The organism is Pseudoalteromonas sp. NZS127, assembly GCF_015864805.1.
GTDB lineage: Bacteria > Pseudomonadota > Gammaproteobacteria > Enterobacterales > Alteromonadaceae > Pseudoalteromonas > Pseudoalteromonas nigrifaciens.
This window is the reverse complement of sequence record NZ_JADYWN010000001.1, coordinates 374556-395358: the sequence shown is the minus strand read 5'-3', so window position 1 is coordinate 395358 and position 20803 is coordinate 374556. Positions and strand designations below refer to the sequence as shown.

Genomic DNA, 20803 nt, shown 5'->3' with positions numbered 1-20803 from the left:
CTCAGTAGTGAAACGAAACAGCGCCGATGATAGTGTAGCATTTGCTATGTGAAAGTAGGACATTGCCAGGCTCCAAATTGTAGAAAGCCCGAATTTAACGATTCGGGCTTTTTTACGTCTGTAGAAAAGTGAAATGTGGGTGAATAATGTACACAAGTCTCCCGCGTAGGTTGGGCGAGCGTAGCGACACCCGACACTAAAATCACAAAAAACATCACCACCGGCGAATAAGGTTAAACTTAACTTGTGAGTATGATTGAATTGATAATGTAGTTATTCGTTTTTTATCACTAAATACAGCACATAGGCGTAGTTACTGTTGATAACTTTCGCTAATTTTTGATCTTATTATTTGCTATAATCGTTTTATAAATAGCCTGCATAGCCGTATTGAGAGATCAGCACAATGGAATTTGAACAAGATAGCACTTTAACCCTTCCTTTATTTCTTTTTGATGACACTTTAAGTGACAGAGATTTAGAGCAACCTGACTTTGAAATTTCACTGCCACTTGATGACGAATTACTGACTCAACTATGTCAAAACCCTAGTGAAGACAGCAGTATAGCAATTAGTGTTGAGAGCTATCAGCTAACCATAATTAATCCTGAGCTGGCAGATATTGCAGAGCAACAGCATGATGCACAATTAACTTTAACCCGCGGGCCATTATTAAGTGCAGTACTGATTACAGCAGATCAACAAACATTTGTTTCTCCACAAATGGATATGATGCCTACGTTTGATTTAGGCGATGAGGACGAATGATGAGAAAAGTCGTAATAAGTACGCTAATACTGATTATTTTAAGTGGCTGTGCGTATTTAGGTAATGCTCATTACAATGATTTATTTGGCCCTGAGCAAACACAAGATCGTATGGTTTTACATAGTACAATTGAGGGGGCTGATTTTTTACAAAATGTAAAGCCAGTGCTTGATACACGCTGTGTAGTTTGCCACGGTTGCTACGATGCACCATGTCAGCTTAAGCTCTCATCTCCCGAAGGCATTGATAGAGGTTTAAGTAAAGAGCTGGTCTATGATGGTACGCGTTTATTAGCCACTACACCGAGCCGTTTGTTGTTTGATGCAGATAATACCCAGCAATGGCGTGATAAAGGTTTTTCGCCGGTGCTAAATGAGCGCGAGCAAAGCATAGAAGCAAACTTAGCAGGCAGTGTGTTATTTAATAGCTTAGTGCTAAAGCAAAGCTCTGATATTGCTAACAATGAAGTACTTGATGATGATGATTTTGATTTTTCGTTAAGTCGCTCTCAAACCTGTGCCACTATGGGAGAGTTTGATAGGTTGGCGGATGATCAACCACATGGTGGTATGCCTTATGGTTTGCCAGGCGTATCGCGTGAGGAATTTAAGCACTTACAAAATTGGCTGAAAAACGGTGGTAAAATGGCCAATATTGCACCGGCAACAGCGTTTGAGCTACAACAAATTAAGCGTTGGGAAGCATTTTTAAATCAAGATAGTTTAAAGTATCAGCTTTCTGCGCGTTATATTTACGAGCATTGGTTTTTAGCAAATATCTATTTCACTCCAGAAAACACGCAAACCTTTTTTAAATTAGTGCGCTCAAGTACACCACCCGGTGAAGATATTAAACTCATTAGCACACGTCGTCCTTATGATGATCCTAATGTTGAACGTGTTTACTATCGAATGATGCATGAACGCTCAACTATTTTGTCAAAAACACATTTGCCACTTAAATTAAATGATGCAAAGCTAACGCGTTTATATCAGCAGTTTATAGAGCCTGAATATACGGTAGCGAGCATGCCAAGCTATGAGCCAAAGGCTGCCTCTAATCCTTTTAAAACCTATGAAGTGATTCCAATCGACTCAAAATATCAGTTTATGCTTGATGAAGCTGAGTTAATAATTATGGGCTTTATTAAAGGGCCGGTTTGTCGTGGGCAAATTGCACTTAACGTCATAAATGATCATTTTTGGGTTGCATTTGCTGATCCTAAAAAAGTGGCTACTCCTGCTGTAGGTGAAATGCTGATTCAGCACGAAGATGCGCTTGAGCTACCTGCCGCTGAAGAAAGTAACGCATTAGCGATTAAAAGCTGGATTAAATATTCGGTGCGCGAAAAACGTTACTTAAAAGCTAAAGTTGAGCTGGCTAATGAGCTGTTTAAAAATGGCGATCACTTAACCACTAATTTATTGTGGAAAGGTGATGGTGTTAATAAAAATGCTGCGTTAACTGTATTTCGTCACTCAGACAGTGCTACGGTTGTGAAAGGCTTAATTGGACAAGAGCCTAAAACTATGTGGGTGCTTGATTATGCTTTATTTGAGCGCATTCACTATTTATTGGTTGCTGGATTTGATGTATACGGCAATGTAGGGCACCAACTCGTTACACGTTTATATATGGATTTTTTACGTTTAGAGGGAGAGGGTAACTTTCTTGGCTTATTACCTGAAGATAAACGAGAGCAAATTAAAAGTAGTTGGTATCGTAAGTCACCGCCTAGCTTATCTAAGTTCTTTAAAAGTAACCAAGAGTTTAGCCAACCTAGCGGAATAGTTTATAAAACCGATGATCCGCAACATGAGCTTTATGGCTTAATTAAAACGGCATTATCGCCCGTACTTAGTGAGCATTACGATTACACTAGCGTTTCTGGGCCGTTAGCAAGTATTAATACTATGCCTGTTAAGGCAATTAACTTATTGCCACCTGTATCTTATGTATTGGTTAAGCAAACAGACAATAGCCATAAAGCGTATACCATTATTCATCATAACGCACATTACAATATCTCTAGCTTACTTAACGAAGAAGGTCAGCGAGCTTTTGATGAAGATACTGTCACTCTAGTTCCTGGTTTTATTGGGGATTATCCAAGTGCTATTTGGTATTTAAATAATCAACAGCAAGTTGCAGCATTTGCAGAGCAGTTACCACTGATGCAAATTGAAGCTGATTATCGTGCGTTAAAATCTAAGTTTGGCATTCGCCGTACTCATCCACAATTTTGGCAGTATAGCGACATTTTACATCGGGCTGCTAAGCAGTATCGTGGTGTTGAATACGGTATGTTTGACTATAATCGCTTAGAAAACCGCTAGTTTTAATGAACTAAACGCAAGCCCAGCACTAAGTTGCTGGGCTTTTTTATTGCTTGCTGTTTATTACTTGAAATAATTTACAGTGCAGGAAATAGCGGTTGCTTCGAAGTTTAACTTTGCGGTAATTTAAATTAAGTAGAATAAATAATAAGAGTAAACAGTGCAGTCAATTCAGCTTCAAGCATTTAGTGGCTATTTACAAGGCCAAGGGCAAAGTCGTTACCATATCAATGACCTAAGTTGGCAGGTTAACCAAGGCGAGCATTGGTTGTTACTTGGCGCTAATGGTGCCGGCAAGTCAGCTATTACTGCTGCGTTAGCTGGCGAAGCTAAGCACAGTAGTGGTAAGCGCAGTTGCAGTATAGATGCTGTGCAATTGGTTTCATCTGATGCGCAAAAACAGCTTATTAATAAAGAACTAAAAAATGACAAACAAAGCTCAGTGAAAGAGCTGCTATTGGGTACAGCCAATTATGATGTCGATTTGGCGCAGCGTTTAATTAACATATTAGACTTTGATAAATTACTAGCTCGTCATTTTAGGGAGCTTTCAACCGGTGAAACTCGAAAGTTATTATTAATTAAAGCGCTGAGTTCGCGGCCTAATTTAGTGGTGCTTGATGAACCCTTTGACGGGCTTGATGTAGAGTCGAGTACTGCGCTTAATGTCATTTTGGCGCAATTAAGTGAATATATTAGTTTTGTGTTTGTAGTGAATCGTGTAGACGAAATTCCTGCTTTTATTACTCATTATGGTTATGTAAATCAAGGGTGTTTACAGTCTATTTTAGCGCATCCAAATGCAGAGCAAGTAGCCGATTTACTCAAGTTACTGCACTTAGAGCACAGCCAACTGAATATTCCAGAGCGAGATAGCGCGCAAGTTCAAGGGGTGTTTACGGGCAATACCTTGGTAAAGCTAAGCCAAGCAAGTGTAAGTTATAGTGGTTTGAGTATTTTTACAGGGCTTGATTGGACTATTAATAAACATCAGCATTGGCAGTTAAGTGGTAAAAATGGCTCAGGTAAAACCTGCTTATTAAATTTAATTACTGGCGATAATCCGCAGTGTTATAACAACAATATTGAAGTGTTTGGCTTTAAGCGTGGCACGGGGGAGAGTATTTGGGATATAAAGCAACATATTGGCTTTATATCGAATGCGCTACACATGGATTATAGGGTGAGTATTTCGGCATTAAATACTATTGTTTCTGGCTTTTACGACAGTATAGGTTTGTATCAAACCCCAAGTGATGCACAAATTAATATTGCCAAACAATGGCTCGCGTTAATAGGTTTGGAGGAGCAATATAATACCTCGTTTACTCAGTTATCGTATGGCGATCAGCGGTTGTTACTTATTGCCCGCGCTATGGTTAAGCACCCAACCTTGCTTATTTTAGACGAGCCCTGTTTAGGGTTAGATGAGGCAAACCGACAGCGAGTGCTATTATTGATTGAAAAAATATGCGCCGCAGGCAGCAGCACGGTAATTTATGTAAACCATCATGCGGCAGATAAAATTAACGGTATAGAGAATTACTTAAAAATGGAAGATTTTAATTAAAACTGAGAGAAAGGTTGAATGAAAAATCACTCAACCTATTTTTTATTTTAAAGACGAGTAACGTTAAAACCTTTATCTTTTAATTGTTTAAGTAAGCCGTGTTGTTCAGGTAAGTGCAGTGCGCCGACGGCAATAAATAGTTGCTCGTTTACTAAACGTGGTGTTAGTTGTTTAATCCAGTTGTTGTTGCGGTTAATGAGCATTACTTGCTCACTAATTTCACCGTAATTACTATCATCAAAACTAGTATTGTAATAATTGGTTAGAGTTTGCATATCGCCATTTTTCCAGGCATCAACTAGCTTAATAAAGTAGGTATTAATGTCGGCAAGCTGCTCAAAGGTTTCTGCAATCATTTCATTACTTAATAATTCCATACCATCAAACATTTGTAGTTGTTGTTCAAGAGTCTCCAGCTCCCCTACTTTAATATCTTTATTTTTGGCGTAAGCGAGTACTTGCTTATCAATACCTGTTTTATCTGAATAACCGGCATTTTGAAACTCAATTTGCATCATAGTTACCATTACCGCCCATGGCTTTAAGCCATTAAACATAGCCACATCAATCGACTTTTTGGCAAAATAATCTTTAAGTTTATTGTAATTTTCTGCAGAGAGCTCAGTTTGCAATGTTTTACCGTTTTTTAGTAGCATGAATGGCATAGAGCGCTGCTGCATTTGCAGTGGCGTTAGTTTGTTTATATCTACCTCTACAATAACTTGAGAGCTTGCATCAATTGCATCAGTTACATTTTTAGGCAAGCCTTGCATGCTGGCGTCGCCTACGTGCACAGTGCCAAATAAATAGGAATTAACTCCGTTTTTTTCTATTTTGTATAACGCAGGAGCAGCATAGCTGTTAAGGCTAAATGTTATAAGTAACGCCACAATAAAAAAGTGGCTAATACGAGTAAGAGCATTCATGGTTTGTCCTTAAAATCTCAAAAATTAGTAGTGTAAATACTAACCTAAATTTACCCGGAGGGCAGCGTTAATATAAACGTTAGCGTATTGTTTTCGGTATTACTAGCCGTAATAGTAAAGCCATTTAAGTTACATAAGCTCTGCACAATAGATAACCCTAAACCGTGACGGTGGTTATTAGTTCTAGATGAATCTAGCTGATAAAGCGGGTCGAAAATAGCTTGTAATTGTTGTTCGCTCAATACTGTAGCCACTTTATTACTTAATGAAATGATAGTGGATTTTGGGTTACTTACGGCACTTAATTCGATGTTGTGCTGCGTTAAACCATAAAATAACGCGTTATCTATTAAATTACATAAAATAGTATTAAGGCTAAACTCGTCAGCAATAATGGTTACATTATTTGCAATAGTATTATTTATACGGGTGGCAATATTAGGGTGTTTAAAGGTTAGCTCATTAATTGTTTGTTTGAGCAAATTATTTAAAACGATAGTTTGCGCGTTTAATTCTATGCTGCTAGTTGAGCGCTGCAATAAGAGCAGGTTGTTTACAATGGTTTTCATACGCTCAGAAATACTGAGTACGTCACTGGTATAGGTATCGCTAATACGCTTGTCATCTGGGTATTTAAGTGCGACCTCGGATAAGCTTATTAGCTCTGCAATGGGAGTTTTAAGCTCGTGCGCTATATCGCTGGTAAGGCGTTTTTCATTACTATAAAGCTGCTGATTAGTAGTAATGAATTTATTGAGTTCATTGCGTATAGGCTCTATTTCTTCTACTTTAAAGTCGCTTTCTATAGTTTGTGCCACGGTTGTAATATCGAGAAGTTTTATTTGCTCGTTCAGGTTGTGTAGCGGAAATAGCCCTTTATTTACAATGCGTGTAACCAAGTAGCGCACGCCAAATACACCAATCACACAGGTGAGAATAAACACCACATCAATAATGATCAGTACTTTATTAAGCTCGGCCGTTGGGGCTGCTATTGCCAGGGTCATACTGTTAATAGTAGCTGATGCGTTGGTGTTTCTAATATCTTTTTTAGCAACAAAGTGGCTTATAAGTACTCGGCCGCTTTGTCCGTTAGGTAAGTCGTAATCAATTATTTTAGATTCGTTTATAGGTAGTTCTAAAAAAGGCAGTTGAGTGTTTTTATACAGTTGTAACGATTGAGAGCGCTCAAACACCTCGCTGCCATGCCATAATTGGTAAAACTCACTGGCGTCGGCTTGTTCGTATTCCGACATGAATTTACCCGAAAATTCAAACTCAACTTTACCGTTGTCATCCTCTACTAAGGTTTTTAAGTAGTTAGCTTTATTAGTGAGGGATTGATTAAACTGCTCCTCTACCCAAGAATCTACACTTAAATCAACAGTTAAAAATATAGTGAATAATATAACGGAGATCACCGCGCTAATATTATTAACGAGTTTACGTTTTATTGAGTGACTTTTACTTTGTTGTTGCGACATAACCAAACCCACGTTTATTTTTTATAGGGAGTTCGCCATCAAACTGTCTTACTTTTTTACGTATGGTTGATATATGTGCTTCAAGCGCATTTTTAGAGAGCATATCGAACTGACCGACCACCGCTTCACTTATAAGCTCCAGCCCTAATACTCGCTCGGGGGCATTAAATAAGCACTCTATTATTTTGTATTCATTACGAGTGAGTTCAATGGCATGTTGCTGGTAATGAAGTGTTTTTAGCGAAAGATCTAATACACAGTCACCTACGGTAAGCGTATTTTGTTGGTTTTGCAGTGAACCACGGCGAAGTAGCGCAAGCACGCGAGCGTGAAGTTCTTCAAACGAAAACGGCTTAGTTAAATAATCGTCAGCCCCTTTCATAAGGCCATTTATTTTATCTTGCGGCTCACTACGAGCAGATAAAATAAGTACACGGCTTTGGTTATTACTGCTGCGCAATGCTTGCAAAATACTCATGCCATCTACACTCGGTAGCATTAAATCAAGTAATATTAGGTCGTAGTTTCCACTAAGTGCCATGCTTAATCCTTCTGAGCCGTCACCGGTTTCATCTACGGTAAAACCAAGGTTGCCAAGGCCTACTTGCAGGCTGCGCCTTAGTGCTTCTGAGTCTTCAATAACGAGGATGTTCATCTTTGCTCGATTTGTAAAAATAGCCTTGTTACTTTAACAAGGCTTTATTATCAAGTCACTTTGTTAATGATACCAACCATTTGTATAAGCTAAGTTACCTAGGTTGGCATGGGCTAGGGCTTTTTTAATCAGTTGCTCATCGTTTTTACATGGCACAAGCTGATTATTACTATACGTATAGGTGGTTGCTGGTTTTTGCGGTTGTAGCACCACCACTTTATTGTCGTGCATATAGGCAAAGTTTTTGTCGTATTGCATCATTGCGCGTTGTTTGTTGTCGCTAATAGGTTTTGATAAATCATGGCCTATCATAGGGTGTTTGCCACTTACGCCAATTAAAGATAGTAAAGTAACGGGAATATCGAGTTGGCTGGCTAGTTGATTATCGCGTTTATGGGCAATGTCTTTACCAAAAATAACCGCTGGAATTCTAAAGTGATCAATTGGCACCAAGCTAGCGCCTGATACACGCGAGTCGTGATCGGCTATTACAATAAATACCGTATCGTCCCAGTAGCTCGACTTTTTAGCTTTTTCAATAAATGTACCTAGCGCGTAGTCAGCGTATTTTGCCGCATTATTGCGGGTTTGTTTTTGTTTGTCGTACAGGGTTATTTTATCGTCAGGAAATTCATACGGGCTATGGTTGGAGCTGGAAAATATAAGACTTAAAAATGGTTTATTTTGTTTTTTAAGTTTAGTGAGTTCGATATCAGCTTGGTCGTATAAGTCTTCGTCTGATGCGCCCCACGAGCCATTAAAGTCTATTTTATTAAAGTTATTTGTATCTACAATATCTTTAAAGCCATTACCTAAAAAGAAGCTTCGCATGTTATCAAAGTGGCTTTCGCCGCCATAAATAAATTGGGTGTTATAATTTTGCTTCGCTAAAAAGTCAGCGATAGTAAAAAAGTCACGTTGTGATTTATCAAGCTTAACAACTGCACGCGAAGGTGTAGGCGTAAAGCCTGTAATTATCGCTTCAATACCACGCACCGAGCGCGTGCCTGTGGCATATAAATTATCAAACCCCCAACCTTGCTGATAAAGTGCGTCAATATTAGGTGTAAGTGGTAAACCGCCAAGTGTGCCTACATAGCGTGCCCCTAAGCTTTCTTGTAAAATAATGACTAGGTTTTTTGGTTTAGTGTTATTCGTTGCGGTATGAAAGGTGTTTGTTGGCGCACTTTTATCAGTAAATGTGGCTTGGCTATCTTGCATATTATTGCGCACTATACTGAGCAGTTCATCTGCTGGCATTTTTCCGTAATAATCTTGGCTAGATTGCTCATTAGAGAGCTGCTTTACCGCAAATGCTACGCTATAAAGTGAGTTAAGGGTTAAGTCGTTAAGTAAGTGATCGGTCGAAAACGATACCATGGCTGGGTTAAGTGGTCTGTGCCCTAATGAATTACGCGCGCCTAAAATAGTTAAGCACACTAAAACTAACGCTAAAATTGATTGATTTAACCTTGTTAGTGACGACTTACTTTGCCATTGATGGCTAAATACTTTACTTGCAAATTTGCAGCTTAAAATAAGTGCTATAACAGCAATAAGTATTTCTAATTTATAGCCCGAAAGAATCATTTTAGAGACTTCTTTAGGGTAAATTAAATACTCTATAAATAAGCGGTTTGGGCGTAAATCATACTCGTTTATAAATGTAGGGGTAATCACTTCAAAAAAAACGAGTAAAGCAGACATACCCACTAAGTAAATTTTAATTAGGCTGCGTATTTTATTTTGCCAACCTACGCTTTGCATCAGTAAAGTAAGTAGCAATACGGGCATAATAATGTAGCTTAAAGTGGCTATATCAACTCTTAAACCACCTACAAATATAGAAAACCACGCATGCGATCCAAATACACGCTCCCCTTGCCATACACTTAAACCAAAGCGAGCAAGTGTTAAAAAGCCAAGGGCTAAAACAGCAAATACAACAAAAATCCATACCGGGCCAAGTGCATTTTTCACCTGAGGTATTACTTTAACTATTAGCCCCGTTATTTTAGGTATAAAATTTAGCTTTAAGCCCATAATACAGCCCACCAAATAAGTGCGGCAATTAACATGGCTATAAACACACTGGCAGAGGCTATATCTTTAGCGAGACCCGAAAGCTCATGGTGTTCGCTGCCAATCCTATCAACTACAACCTCAACTGCCGTATTTACTAGTTCAGCAAACAATACAAAAAGCAGGCTGGCTATAAGTAGTAATTTATCGCTTAGTGCAATTTCTTGCAGATACACAAACACACCAAGTAACGAAAACAGTGCTAACTCTTGTTGAAACGCCGCTTCAAATCGACTCATCCATTTTAAGCCGTTAAAAGAATGGCTTAAGGTAAAAATAAGGCGCATTAAGCCTTGGCGTTTTATAACGGTTTTATTGCTCATAGTTGTATTTCGCTTGGTGTTGTTTGGCAGCTCGCAAGTAGATCAAGCGATGCCTGATACGTTTTGCTGTTAATGCCAATTAAATTTAAAAGGGTGTGGAAAATATTGTTGTGTGAGCGTGCAGCATTGGTGTCTAAATTAGCTAAGCAGGTATTGGTAATGCGCTGATTATGCTCATCAGCCCACATATATAGTGGTACGTGGGTTTGTGTGCTAGGCGCAAAGCTATACGGAAAGCCATGTAAATAAGCACCGCCCTCGCCAAGAGATTCACCATGATCTGACACATATAAAAATTGCTTATCTATATTGTTTGGCAGCGTTTTTAATTGCTCAATTACTTGGGCGTTAACAAAGTCGCTGTACGCAATGGTGTTGTCGTAGGTATTAACTAATTCATCAAATGAGCAATTTTGAATATCGCTTCTGTCGCAGGTTGGGGTAAATTGTTTAAATTGTTCAGGGTAGCGTTTAAAGTAAGTTGGCCCGTGCGAGCCCATCATATGCAGTACGATAACGGTGTTAGCTTGGGTTAAATTAGCCAGTTTGTGTTTAAGTGGAGCTAATAGCGCTTCATCAAAACAGTACTTACCATCACATAAAGTAGATTTTGTTGTAGGTATGTCGATAGTAACTACTCGCGTACATACGTCTTTACAGCCGCTGTTGTTATCAACCCAGAGTACATCACTGCCTGCGTGCTGGGCCAAATCAATCAAGTTTTGCTGGCTGTCGGCTTCGAGTCGATCAAAGTTTGTTTGTGTTTGCAACGAAAACATACAAGGTACAGATACCGCTGTAGCCGTGCCGCAAGATGCCACATTATTAAAGTAAGTAACGCCGTGTTTTTGGGTATAAAAATTGGTGTTACGTTTATAACCTTGATAAGCAAAGTTTTCTGCTCGTGCAGTTTCACCAACCACTATTACGGTTACGCTACTGGTATTAGGCGCAATTAGGGTAGGTGCAGCATCTATATTTTTAAATTCCATATTGGTATACAGCAGCTGATCGCGCATATATTTATAGCCGCTAGAGAGATACTGAAATGGAATAATTTCTTTTTTCAAAATGCGGTTATTGCGGCCCGTTGCAGCATAGTCGGCATAAAAGTTTGTAACCACCAATACTATAAGCGCCAAACACGCTACAACTAGCTTTACACGGCTAAGTATTTCTTGGTGAGGGCGGGTAAAGTGTATTTTTATTTTGCTTAAAACAAAAACAGGCAGGGCACAAAACAGCAGTAAAAAGCCAATAAGCTGCGGATTTAAATAGCTTAATGCTTCGCTTGAATCAGTTTCGAAGGTGTTTTGGATCATAGAATAATCAAACACCACGCCATAATTTAAGGTGCCGTAAAGTACTGCACTGGAAATAACCAATAAAAAGTAATTAAGTGGCTTTAATAGCCACCGAACCGACACTATCGAAAAAAATATAATTAGCAGGCAGAGTAGTAATAGCGGTACTGAAAATAAAAATAGCCACGAAAAAGAAGCTAAAGAAGTAATGGCGCTAAAAGAGCCATGAATGAATGGAATATTTATAACCAAGCAATAGTAGCAGGCAATCATTACTACAAAAGCGTTGGCGCTACAGTGAATGTAAAACCGTTTACCACGATTAAGTTTTTGCTGTGTAGATATAGGACTAAGTGAATGCATATTTAGGCTCGTTTAAAACAACAGCGCCATGTTATGCAACAACACTTAAGAACTGCTTAAGAGAAGCTACGCATTTCCTGAGGGGGTAAAATAAATTTATTCCCAGAGTATTATTAAAAATTAATCAAACCATAAAAAGGGCATATTAGAATAGGGAATTTATAGCGCTTAACTATTCACATAAAAAAACCATAGCAGGTAATTATAGTGAATATTAAAACCACTTAAATTGCTTATTTGTCTTTTATTTGAATTGAATTTGATGTTGACTTAAAGGGCTCAGCACGGTATTAATATAAAAAGAGAGCAAAGGAATAACCTTTGCGATAATTTAACAACATTTGGTATTAATTACATGCTTGCAAACGCACTAAACCTAGTCCTGATTATTATCGTGGTGATTATTCCCGCGAGGGCTTCGTAGTGCTTTAAAAAACTTAAGCATTTAAAAGCCCTCCGCACTTAACCGTTCGGGGGGCTTTTTGGTTTTAGCGGCAAAATATGTGATTGAATTGTCACTGAGGAATGAGGGTTTTATTAATGACAGGCGCAGAATTAACAATAGATTTATTAGCCAAACACGGCGTAAAAGAAGTATTTGGCTACCCAGGCGGAGCTATTATGCCAATTTACGATGCCTTGTATGGCGCGCCAGTCAAGCACTACCTTACTCGGCATGAGCAAGGTGCAGGCTTTGCGGCAGTAGGTTTTGCTCGTAGTACGGGTAAATTAGGAGTGTGTTTTGCAACGTCAGGCCCTGGTGCCACTAACTTAATTACTGCTCTTGCCGATGCGATGATGGACTCAGTGCCATTATTAGCAATTACCGGGCAAGTGCCTACCGCAGCGATTGGTTCAGATGCCTTTCAGGAGATAGATGTGTTAGGTATGTCGCTGTCGTGTACTAAGCACAGTTACATGGTAGAGCGAGCCGAAGACTTAGCCGAAATACTGCAAGAGGCCATGCACTTAGCGCAAAGCGGTCGCCCAGGGCCTGTACTCGTAGATATCCCAAAAGACATTCAAATGGCGCAAGTGCCATTTCAGCCTTGGCTAGCAGCAGACGAGTACTTACCAGAACTTGATTTAAAGCAAGTTGCTATTGCTAATCAACTGCTTAGTGAAGCTAAACAGCCGGTTGCTTATGTAGGTGGTGGAGTGCAATCAGCGGATGCACAAGCCCAGTTGATGCAGTTTTTAAATAAAACCCACATGCCAGCGGTTGCCACACTTAAAGCGCTGGGCAGTGTGTTACCCGATTACGAGTATTACTTAGGTATGCTAGGTATGCACGGCGGCCAAGCTGCTAACTTAGCGGTGCAAGAATGCGATGTACTAGTGTGTATTGGGGCGCGGTTTGATGACCGTGTTACCGGCAACTTAGCAAAGTTTGCTGCAAACGCTAAAGTAATTCATTTAGACATAGACGCCGCAGAAGTCGGTAAGCGTAAACCAGCAAAAGCTTCTTTAATTGCTGACTTAAAAACGTCCTTACCTGCATTAGAGTGTTTTGTAACTCCGCAAGCATGGTGCGATTATAACAAGGCAATGATGGTTAAATATGCATGGCGTTACGACTATCCGGGCGACAAGGTATTTGCACCCTATTTACTTAATCAACTTAGCCAACGTATGCCTAAAACGGGTGTCGTGTGCTGCGATGTAGGTCAGCACCAAATGTGGGTGGCCCAGCATATGAAATTTAATCATCCCAGTAATCACTTAAGTAGTGGTGGTGCAGGCACTATGGGCTTTGGTTTACCTGCGGCAATTGGTGCACAAGTAGCGCGCCCCGATGACTTTGTTATTACGGTATCTGGTGATGGCTCTATCATGATGAACATTCAAGAGTTGGCAACAATTCGTCGTAATAATTTACCAGTAAAAATACTTATTTTAGATAACCAACGCTTAGGTATGGTACGTCAATGGCAGGAGCTGTTTTTTGAAGAGCGCTACTCAGAAACTGACCTTTCAGATAATCCAGACTTTGTGCAGCTAGCAGCGGTATTTGGTATACCAGGGCAAACCATAACCCATGCTAATCAAGTTGACGATGCAATAACCGCACTGGTTAATAGTAAAGGTCCATACATAGTACATGCCTGTATTGATAATAAAGAAAATGTATGGCCGCTAGTACCACCAGGTGCAGCTAACGATGAAATGATGACGGGGAAAGCACAATGAAACATAGTTTAACAATCGCCTTAAAAAATCAAAGTATTGCTGTAGAGCGTTTTTTACGCGTAGTACGTCATCGTGGTTTTGACTTAACCCATTTTCAACTCAATATAGACGATGGCCAATACCATGTAACCATGACGGTAGACAGCGATAAGCCAATTCACTTATTAACCAGTCAGCTAAATAAGCTGGTGGACGTAAAAGCCGTTACTTTACAAAATTTACAGCAACAAGCGGTTTAAGTGTGCGCGCAGTAAACAATTGCAGAGTGGGTTAATAAACTTACTCAATAACTAAGAATGAGGAATGCTTGCTTATAAAGCAGCAAAACAGAGGTAACCATGGCAAAATTAAGAAGTGCAACAACAACCGAAGGTCGAAAACGTGCAGGTGCTCGTGCATTATGGCGTGCAACAGGAATGACAGATAGCGATTTCGGAAAGCCGATTATTGCGGTTGTAAACTCATTTACACAATTTGTACCTGGGCATGTGCACCTTAATCAGCTGAGCGAACTGATGGCTGAAACCATTACCCAAGCGGGTGGCGTGCCAAAAGAATTTAACACCATAGCGATAGATGATGGTATTGCTATGGGCCATGGTGGCATGTTGTATTCACTGCCATCACGCGACCTAATTGCCGACTCGGTTGAGTACATGGTTAATGGCCACTGCGCCGATGCGATGATTTGTATTTCAAACTGCGACAAAATTACCCCAGGAATGATGCTTGCAGCGTTGCGTTTAAATATTCCGGTTATATTTGTATCGGGTGGTCCGATGGAAGCCGGTAAAACTAAACTTGCTAATATCGATATTAAACTCGATTTGGTAGACGCCATGGTTAAAGGTGCAGATGAGTCGGTAAGTGATGCAGATTCAGAGCAAGTGGAGCGCTCAGCATGTCCTACATGTGGTTCGTGTTCAGGCATGTTTACTGCCAATTCTATGAACTGTTTACTTGAAGCCATTGGTTTAGCACTACCGGGTAACGGTACTACGCTAGCAACGCATAAAGACCGTAAACAATTATATGTTGAAGCGGGCGCACGCATTGTTGATTTGTGCCGCGAGTATTACCAAAAAGATAACCAAGAAGTATTGCCACGCGCGATTGCTAACAAAACAGCCTTTATGAACGCCATGGTAGTAGATATAGCCATGGGCGGCTCGTCAAATACGGTATTACATTTACTTGCTGCGGCGCAAGAGGCAGGTGTTGATTTTGATATGTCGCACATTGATGCACTATCTCGTAAAACGCCCTTTTTATGTAAAGTAGCACCCGCTACGCCAGAATATCATATTGAAGATGTACACCGCGCTGGTGGCATGATGGCAATTGTACGTGAGTTGGGTAAAGCAGGCTTAGTTGATATGTCGGTAAATCATGTCGCTGGGTCAACAATGGCTGAGCTAGTTAAAAAGTGGGATGCAACAGACCCAACTAACGAAGCTGCTCGCAAATTTTATCGTGCAGGCCCTGCGGGTATTCGCACTACTAAAGCAATGAGCCAAGAATGCCGTTGGGATGAGGGCGATAACGACCGCGAACATGGTTGTATTCGTAGTGTTGAACACGCTTTTCGTCAAGATGGTGGTTTAGCCGTACTGTCGGGCAATTTAGCGGTTGATGGCTGTGTTGTAAAGAGCGCGGGTGTAGTTGATGACATGCTACATTTTGAAGGTACTGCCGTGGTGTATGAGTCGCAAGATGATTCGGTAGAAGGTATTTTAAACGACGAAGTAAAAGCCGGCGATGTAGTGGTTATTCGTTATGAAGGGCCAAAAGGCGGGCCTGGAATGCAAGAAATGCTTTATCCAACCAGTTACTTAAAGTCAAAAGGCTTAGCAGAAAAATGTGCCTTGATCACTGATGGTCGTTTTTCTGGCGGCACATCAGGCTTATCAATTGGCCATGTATCACCAGAAGCGGCTAGTGGTGGTGCGATTGCCTACGTTGAAAACGGCGATAAAATAATTATTGATATTGCTACTCGCGAAATTACTTTAGCGCTTAGCGATGCAGAGCTCGAAGCTCGTAAACAAAAACAGCTAGCGCGTGGCAAGCAGGCTTATAAACCGCTTGATCGTCAGCGTTATGTATCATCTGCGCTTAAAGCATATGCGCTACTTGCTACCAGTGCCGATAAAGGTGCAGTGCGCGATTTAGCCAAACTAGAGGAGCTTAGTTAATTATGGTTTCTCAAGAACTCGATTATTTTCGTGCAATTATTCAAGCAAACATGGAGCCGCTGGCTAAAGTAACTGAGGTTAGCAAAATGGCCGAACTCAGTACTAAGCTGGGCAACCATGTGTGGCTAAAACGCGAAGACCAGCAGCCGGTGTACTCATTTAAATTACGTGGTGCATTTAATAAACTTAACAAGCTGCCTAAAGGCTCAGTAGTGATTACTGCATCTGCGGGAAATCATGCTCAAGGTGTGGCGCTGAGTGCCTCACATTTAGGGCATCAGGCAACTATAGTTATGCCAGTAACTACCCCAGAAATAAAAGTAAGTGCAGTGCGTGCACTTGGTGGTGAAGTAGTATTACATGGTCATCATTTTGATGCAGCTAAAGCCCATGCACTAGAACTTACAGAGCAACGCAACGGTATATTTGTCCCGCCATTTGACGACCCAGACGTAATTGTAGGCCAAGGCACAGTAGCCCGTGAGCTAATGCAGCAGTTAAACGAGCTTGATGCGGTATTTATTCCCGTTGGCGGCGGCGGTTTGCTTGCTGGTATGGCGGTATATATAAAATCACTGCGCCCTGATATTAAAGTAATAGGGGTAGAAGCCGACGAAAGTGCCTGCTTACAAGCCGCACTAAAAGCGGGTAAACCAGTAGAGCTTGATAGAGTTGGTAGTTTTGCCGATGGTGTGGCGGTTAAAATTATTGGCACTGAAACGTTTAGATTAGCGCAAAAGTTTTGCGACGACGTAGTTACCGTAAGCAGCGATGAGATATGCGCCGCCATGCAAGATATTTTTGTATCTACGCGTGCCATTGCCGAGCCCTCAGGCGCACTTGCCACTGCCGGGCTGAAAAAGTGGAGTCAGCAATCGGGGTTAAAAGGGCTGCATTTAGCTGCCGTGCTTTCAGGAGCTAATTTAAATTTTGATCGCTTACGTTATGTAGCAGAGCGCACCGCACTTGGCGAAAAAAACGAAGCGCTATTAGCCGTTACCATTAATGAAGAAAAAGGCAGTTTTAAACAATTTTGTGCCTCGTTAGGTGGGCGCGCTATTACCGAGTTTAATTATCGTTATGCAGGGCCCGGCGATGCGCAAATATTTGTAGGTATTGCGCTACGTCAAGGGTTACAAGAGCTAGAAGAGTTAAAGCGAGATCTAACCAATAACAATTATCAATTTTGCGACCTATCGGATAACGAACTCGCTAAGTTACATGTGCGTTATATGGTTGGAGGTAAAGCACCTGAGCAATTACATGAACGTTTATTACAGTTTGAGTTTCCTGAATACCCGGGCGCATTAGCACGCTTTTTAGATACCTTAGGCAGTAATTGGAATATTACTTTATTTCATTATCGTAATCATGGTGGCTCTACGGGGAATGTATTAGCAGGTTTTGCAATTGAACCAAGCCAATTTGATGTGTTTAATGAGCACTTAAATCGCTTAGGCTATAACGTACAAGATGAAACAAATAACCCGTGTTTTACCCAGTTTTTAACCTCGCAGCCTCAGGGCAAAAACGTCGATAAACTCGCTTCGGCATAACCCTCTTTATTAACAAGCACCTCGTTGAGGTGCTTGCTTTATCATGTTTTTTACATATTATTATCAATAAATAATAATATGCTTTGAGGGGAACTCGTTGCTAATTAAAGGACTAATCATTGTTTTAGGGCTTTTTTGTTGCCAGCTGCAGGCGCAAGAACCGGTTACATTGCAATTAAAATGGACTCATCAATTTCAATTTTCCGGCTATTATATGGCCAAGCATAAAGGCTTTTATAAAGAGGTCGGGCTGGATGTAAATATACTCCCTGCCAAGTTAAGTATGCTCGACAGTTTTGATGCAGTAGCACAAGGTGAGGTGCAGTTTGGCATTGGTCATTCTGGTGTTTTACAGCAACGCATTGCCGGTAAACCTTTAGTGGCAATGGCTGCTATATTGCAGTTTTCCCCTTATTGTTGGATGGTTAAAGACAGCTCTGATATTTTTCATGCACGAGACTTTATTACTAAACGAGTCACTACCAGCGGTAAAAGAGAGAATACTGAGTTATTAATTATGCTCCAGCGCAGTGGCATTAATACCGACCGCTTAGCCCATTATGAAGGTGATAATCCGACCCGCGCATGGATTGACAATAAAGTAGATGCAATGCAAGTGTATGTAACCGACCTACCTTATTACATGGCGCAACAAGGAATTGCCCACAGACTTATTTGTCCGCAAAGGTACGGTATGGATCTGTATGCCGATATTTTGTTTACTAGCCAAAGTATGCTTAAAAACCACCCGCAAACAGTAGAAAGCTTTTATCAGGCAAGTCTTAAAGGCTGGCGTTATGCAATGATGAATATGGATGAAGCGATAGCAGTAACTCAGCAATATGCACCGCATAAAAGCCCCCATCAGCTAGCTTATGAAGCCGAGGTATTAAAAGGCTATGTTACAGTACCCAGTACTCACCTAGGTAATATGTCGATGGCAAAGTGGCGCTTAATAGCTGATTTATATGGTGTTGAACAAAGTGATTTTGACAAAGTAAAAGCTAGTTTTATATATAAGTATCAGGAGCCCGAAAGATTACAGCTTTCATGGATGTTACTGGCAGCAATTATTATCAGCATTATTTCTATCCCGCTGTATTTACGTTTAATCTTCAAAAAATAACCACTTAATGACAGTGGGCTGAGCTGCTATAATTAATTGTGTTTATTTATTTTAAGTTGATATGACCTTAGCTGAGCAGTTTTCTGCACTTGATTCTCTCCTTATGCGTAATCGCCAATATTGGCAATGTACGGCATTTGATTTTGATGCACTACCTTGGCCTGAGCTACAAGAGCCTTTAAATAATTTAACGGATGAAGAAGTTGCCCAATTAGATGGCAATGAAGAACAGTTATATCAATTTTTTGAGCCGCATATTGAGCAACTTGAACAGCTGGTAAATTTGTGTGAGTTACCAACAGCGAACTTAACGCGCAGTGACTATCCGTTTTGGCTTAGTAACGGTATAAAAGGGCGGAAGTTTCAGCAGCTGCAAGATTTTGTAGCGGCTTTACCCAGTAGTACCAAGCCTGTTTTAGAATGGTGCGCGGGTAAAGGACACCTCGGGCGTATGCTAGCGTTTAATGGTGCTAAAAGCGTGCACAGTATAGAGCTGCAATCGCAATTATGTGAGCAAGGGCAGCACAGTGCAAAGCAGCAAGGCTTAGCTATGCACTTTAGCCAAGCTGATGTATTGAAGGATGACATTACTGCTTTTTTTAAAGCCGATATGCACGCAGTCGCTTTACATGCTTGCGGCGGTTTACATCAAGCTTTTATGCAGCAGGCCAGTGTAGCTAAAGTCTCTAACATTAGTTTTTCTCCTTGTTGTTATCATTTATTTACCCCAGATAATTACCTAGCAATGAGTACGCTTGCACAACAAAGTCTCCTTAACTTAACTCATCGCGACTTAAAGCTCGCACTTCAAGAAATGGTCACCGCGCCTTCACGCATAGTTAAAGTGCGTAACACTGAAGTTGCATGGCGACTCGGGTTTGATGCCCTGCGAAAATCGATTACTAATGAGCAACATTACGTCAGTGTGCCGTCGGTTAACAAGGCGGTGTTTTCAGATTCATTTAAATCGTTTTGTGCATGGGCTGCAGACAAAAAGTCGTTAAAGTTGCCACAAGAGATTGATTATAATGAGTTTTTACTTATTGGGCAGGACAAAATAAAAGTAACAGATCGTATTGAACTGGTTCGACATGTGTTCAGAAGAGCAATAGAAGTTTGGCTTGTGCTCGATCGTGCTTTATATTTACAGCAGCAAGGCTATCAAGTCAGTATTAAAACGTTTTGCGCAAAACAGTTAACACCGCGCAATATTTTGATCTTGGCAAATTACCCGTCTTCGAACTGAAAAGAGATGCAATGAGAAAGCTAAAAAATTTATTCGACAATAATAAACGTTGGGCAGATCGCACTAGTAAAGCGGATCCTGACTTTTTTAAAATACTATCAATGCAGCAAAATCCAGAGTACTTATGGATTGGTTGTTCCGACTCCCGCGTGCCAGCCAATCAAATTGTAGATTTACTCCCAGGTGAGCTATTTGTACATCGTAACGTAGCAAACGTAGTTGTACATACAGATCATAACTGTTTATCGGTAATGCAATATGCTGTTGAAGTATTAAAAGTTAAACATATTATGGTGGTGGGGCATTATGGTTGTGGTGGTGTACAAGCAGTACTAGATGAAGCCCGCTTTGGCTTTATTGATAATTGGCTGCGCCATGTTGGTGATGTAAAAGAGAAGCACCTAGAGCAATTAAATGCAGTGCCTGAAAAAGAGCGTTTAAGCCGTTTAATAGAGCTTAATGTAATTGAGCAGGTACGTAATGTAGCGCGTACTAATATAGTACAAGACGCATGGGCACGTGGACAAAGTTTATCGATTCATGGTTGGGTTTACGGCCTAGAAAATGGCCACCTACATGACCTAGAGTCAGTAGTAACTTGTGCATCAGAAGAAGCCGACACTTATAAAAAAGCCGTGCAACACGTGTTTTCAAAACTTGACCATGGATAATTAAAGC

General features: G+C 40.5%; 16 protein-coding genes. 10 read left to right on the top strand and 6 right to left on the bottom strand.

Translation table 11 applies throughout. The annotated features are described in order from the left end of the window. Positions 1-406: 406 nt before the first annotated feature. The 3 genes from I6E78_RS01770 to I6E78_RS01760 all read left to right on the top strand — a co-directional run bounded on the left by I6E78_RS01770 (position 407) and on the right by I6E78_RS01760 (position 4675). Complete coding sequence (locus I6E78_RS01770) at positions 407-769, top strand: hypothetical protein (RefSeq protein WP_182677586.1); 363 nt, start codon at positions 407-409, stop codon at positions 767-769. Then, positions 769-3105: a fatty acid cis/trans isomerase gene (locus tag I6E78_RS01765; protein ID WP_197181846.1), complete on the top strand. Its 2337-nt coding sequence runs from the start codon at positions 769-771 to the stop codon at positions 3103-3105. Before I6E78_RS01770 ends, I6E78_RS01765 begins: the two co-directional genes overlap by 1 nt. A gap of 160 nt (positions 3106-3265) precedes the next feature. Beyond that, complete coding sequence (locus I6E78_RS01760) at positions 3266-4675, top strand: ATP-binding cassette domain-containing protein (protein WP_086994763.1); 1410 nt, start codon at positions 3266-3268, stop codon at positions 4673-4675. A 47-nt stretch (positions 4676-4722) separates the two neighbouring features. Here I6E78_RS01760 and I6E78_RS01755 read toward each other — a convergent pair whose 3' ends face one another. The 6 genes from I6E78_RS01755 to I6E78_RS01730 all read right to left on the bottom strand — a co-directional run bounded on the left by I6E78_RS01755 (position 4723) and on the right by I6E78_RS01730 (position 11812). Next, the gene (locus tag I6E78_RS01755; protein ID WP_011329420.1) at positions 4723-5601 is read right to left on the bottom strand and encodes a TraB/GumN family protein; all 879 of its coding nucleotides are present in this window, start codon (positions 5599-5601) and stop codon (positions 4723-4725) included. A 50-nt stretch (positions 5602-5651) separates the two neighbouring features. Continuing rightward, a complete protein-coding gene (locus I6E78_RS01750) occupies positions 5652-7085 on the bottom strand; it encodes a sensor histidine kinase (protein ID WP_011329419.1) in 1434 nt (477 codons plus the stop codon). After that, positions 7066-7740 carry a response regulator transcription factor gene (locus I6E78_RS01745; RefSeq protein ID WP_011329418.1) on the bottom strand — a complete coding sequence of 225 codons (675 nt, stop codon included), beginning with the start codon at positions 7738-7740 and terminating at the stop codon, positions 7066-7068. The genes I6E78_RS01750 and I6E78_RS01745 overlap by 20 nt, the downstream gene beginning before the upstream one ends. A gap of 63 nt (positions 7741-7803) precedes the next feature. Beyond that, entirely contained in the window at positions 7804-9783 is a 1980-nt protein-coding gene (locus I6E78_RS01740) for an LTA synthase family protein (protein WP_197181842.1), read from the bottom strand. Beyond that, positions 9774-10145, bottom strand: coding sequence for a diacylglycerol kinase (locus I6E78_RS01735; RefSeq protein ID WP_197181841.1), 372 nt, complete (start codon positions 10143-10145; stop codon positions 9774-9776). The genes I6E78_RS01740 and I6E78_RS01735 overlap by 10 nt, the downstream gene beginning before the upstream one ends. Then, complete coding sequence (locus I6E78_RS01730; RefSeq protein ID WP_197181840.1) at positions 10142-11812, bottom strand: phosphoethanolamine transferase; 1671 nt, start codon at positions 11810-11812, stop codon at positions 10142-10144. The genes I6E78_RS01735 and I6E78_RS01730 overlap by 4 nt, the downstream gene beginning before the upstream one ends. A gap of 540 nt (positions 11813-12352) precedes the next feature. Here I6E78_RS01730 and ilvG point away from each other — a divergent pair. The 7 genes from ilvG to can all read left to right on the top strand — a co-directional run bounded on the left by ilvG (position 12353) and on the right by can (position 20796). After that, positions 12353-14002 carry an acetolactate synthase 2 catalytic subunit gene (ilvG, locus tag I6E78_RS01725; RefSeq protein WP_086994748.1) on the top strand — a complete coding sequence of 550 codons (1650 nt, stop codon included), beginning with the start codon at positions 12353-12355 and terminating at the stop codon, positions 14000-14002. Continuing rightward, the gene (gene ilvM, locus I6E78_RS01720; RefSeq protein WP_058374304.1) at positions 13999-14241 is read left to right on the top strand and encodes an acetolactate synthase 2 small subunit; all 243 of its coding nucleotides are present in this window, start codon (positions 13999-14001) and stop codon (positions 14239-14241) included. Before ilvG ends, ilvM begins: the two co-directional genes overlap by 4 nt. 99 nt (positions 14242-14340) lie before the next feature. Continuing rightward, positions 14341-16197, top strand: coding sequence for a dihydroxy-acid dehydratase (ilvD, locus tag I6E78_RS01715; protein ID WP_086994745.1), 1857 nt, complete (start codon positions 14341-14343; stop codon positions 16195-16197). A gap of 2 nt (positions 16198-16199) precedes the next feature. Then, on the top strand, positions 16200-17753 hold the full coding sequence (gene ilvA / locus I6E78_RS01710; protein WP_086994742.1) for a threonine ammonia-lyase, biosynthetic: 1554 nt from the start codon (positions 16200-16202) through the stop codon (positions 17751-17753). 97 nt (positions 17754-17850) lie between these two features. Further along, on the top strand, positions 17851-18879 hold the full coding sequence (locus tag I6E78_RS01705; protein ID WP_193039046.1) for an ABC transporter substrate-binding protein: 1029 nt from the start codon (positions 17851-17853) through the stop codon (positions 18877-18879). Between the two features lie 61 nt (positions 18880-18940). Next, entirely contained in the window at positions 18941-20125 is a 1185-nt protein-coding gene (locus I6E78_RS01700) for a methyltransferase (protein ID WP_192532248.1), read from the top strand. Between the two features lie 11 nt (positions 20126-20136). Next, positions 20137-20796: a carbonate dehydratase gene (gene can, locus I6E78_RS01695; protein WP_086994736.1), complete on the top strand. Its 660-nt coding sequence runs from the start codon at positions 20137-20139 to the stop codon at positions 20794-20796. Positions 20797-20803: the final 7 nt, after the last annotated feature.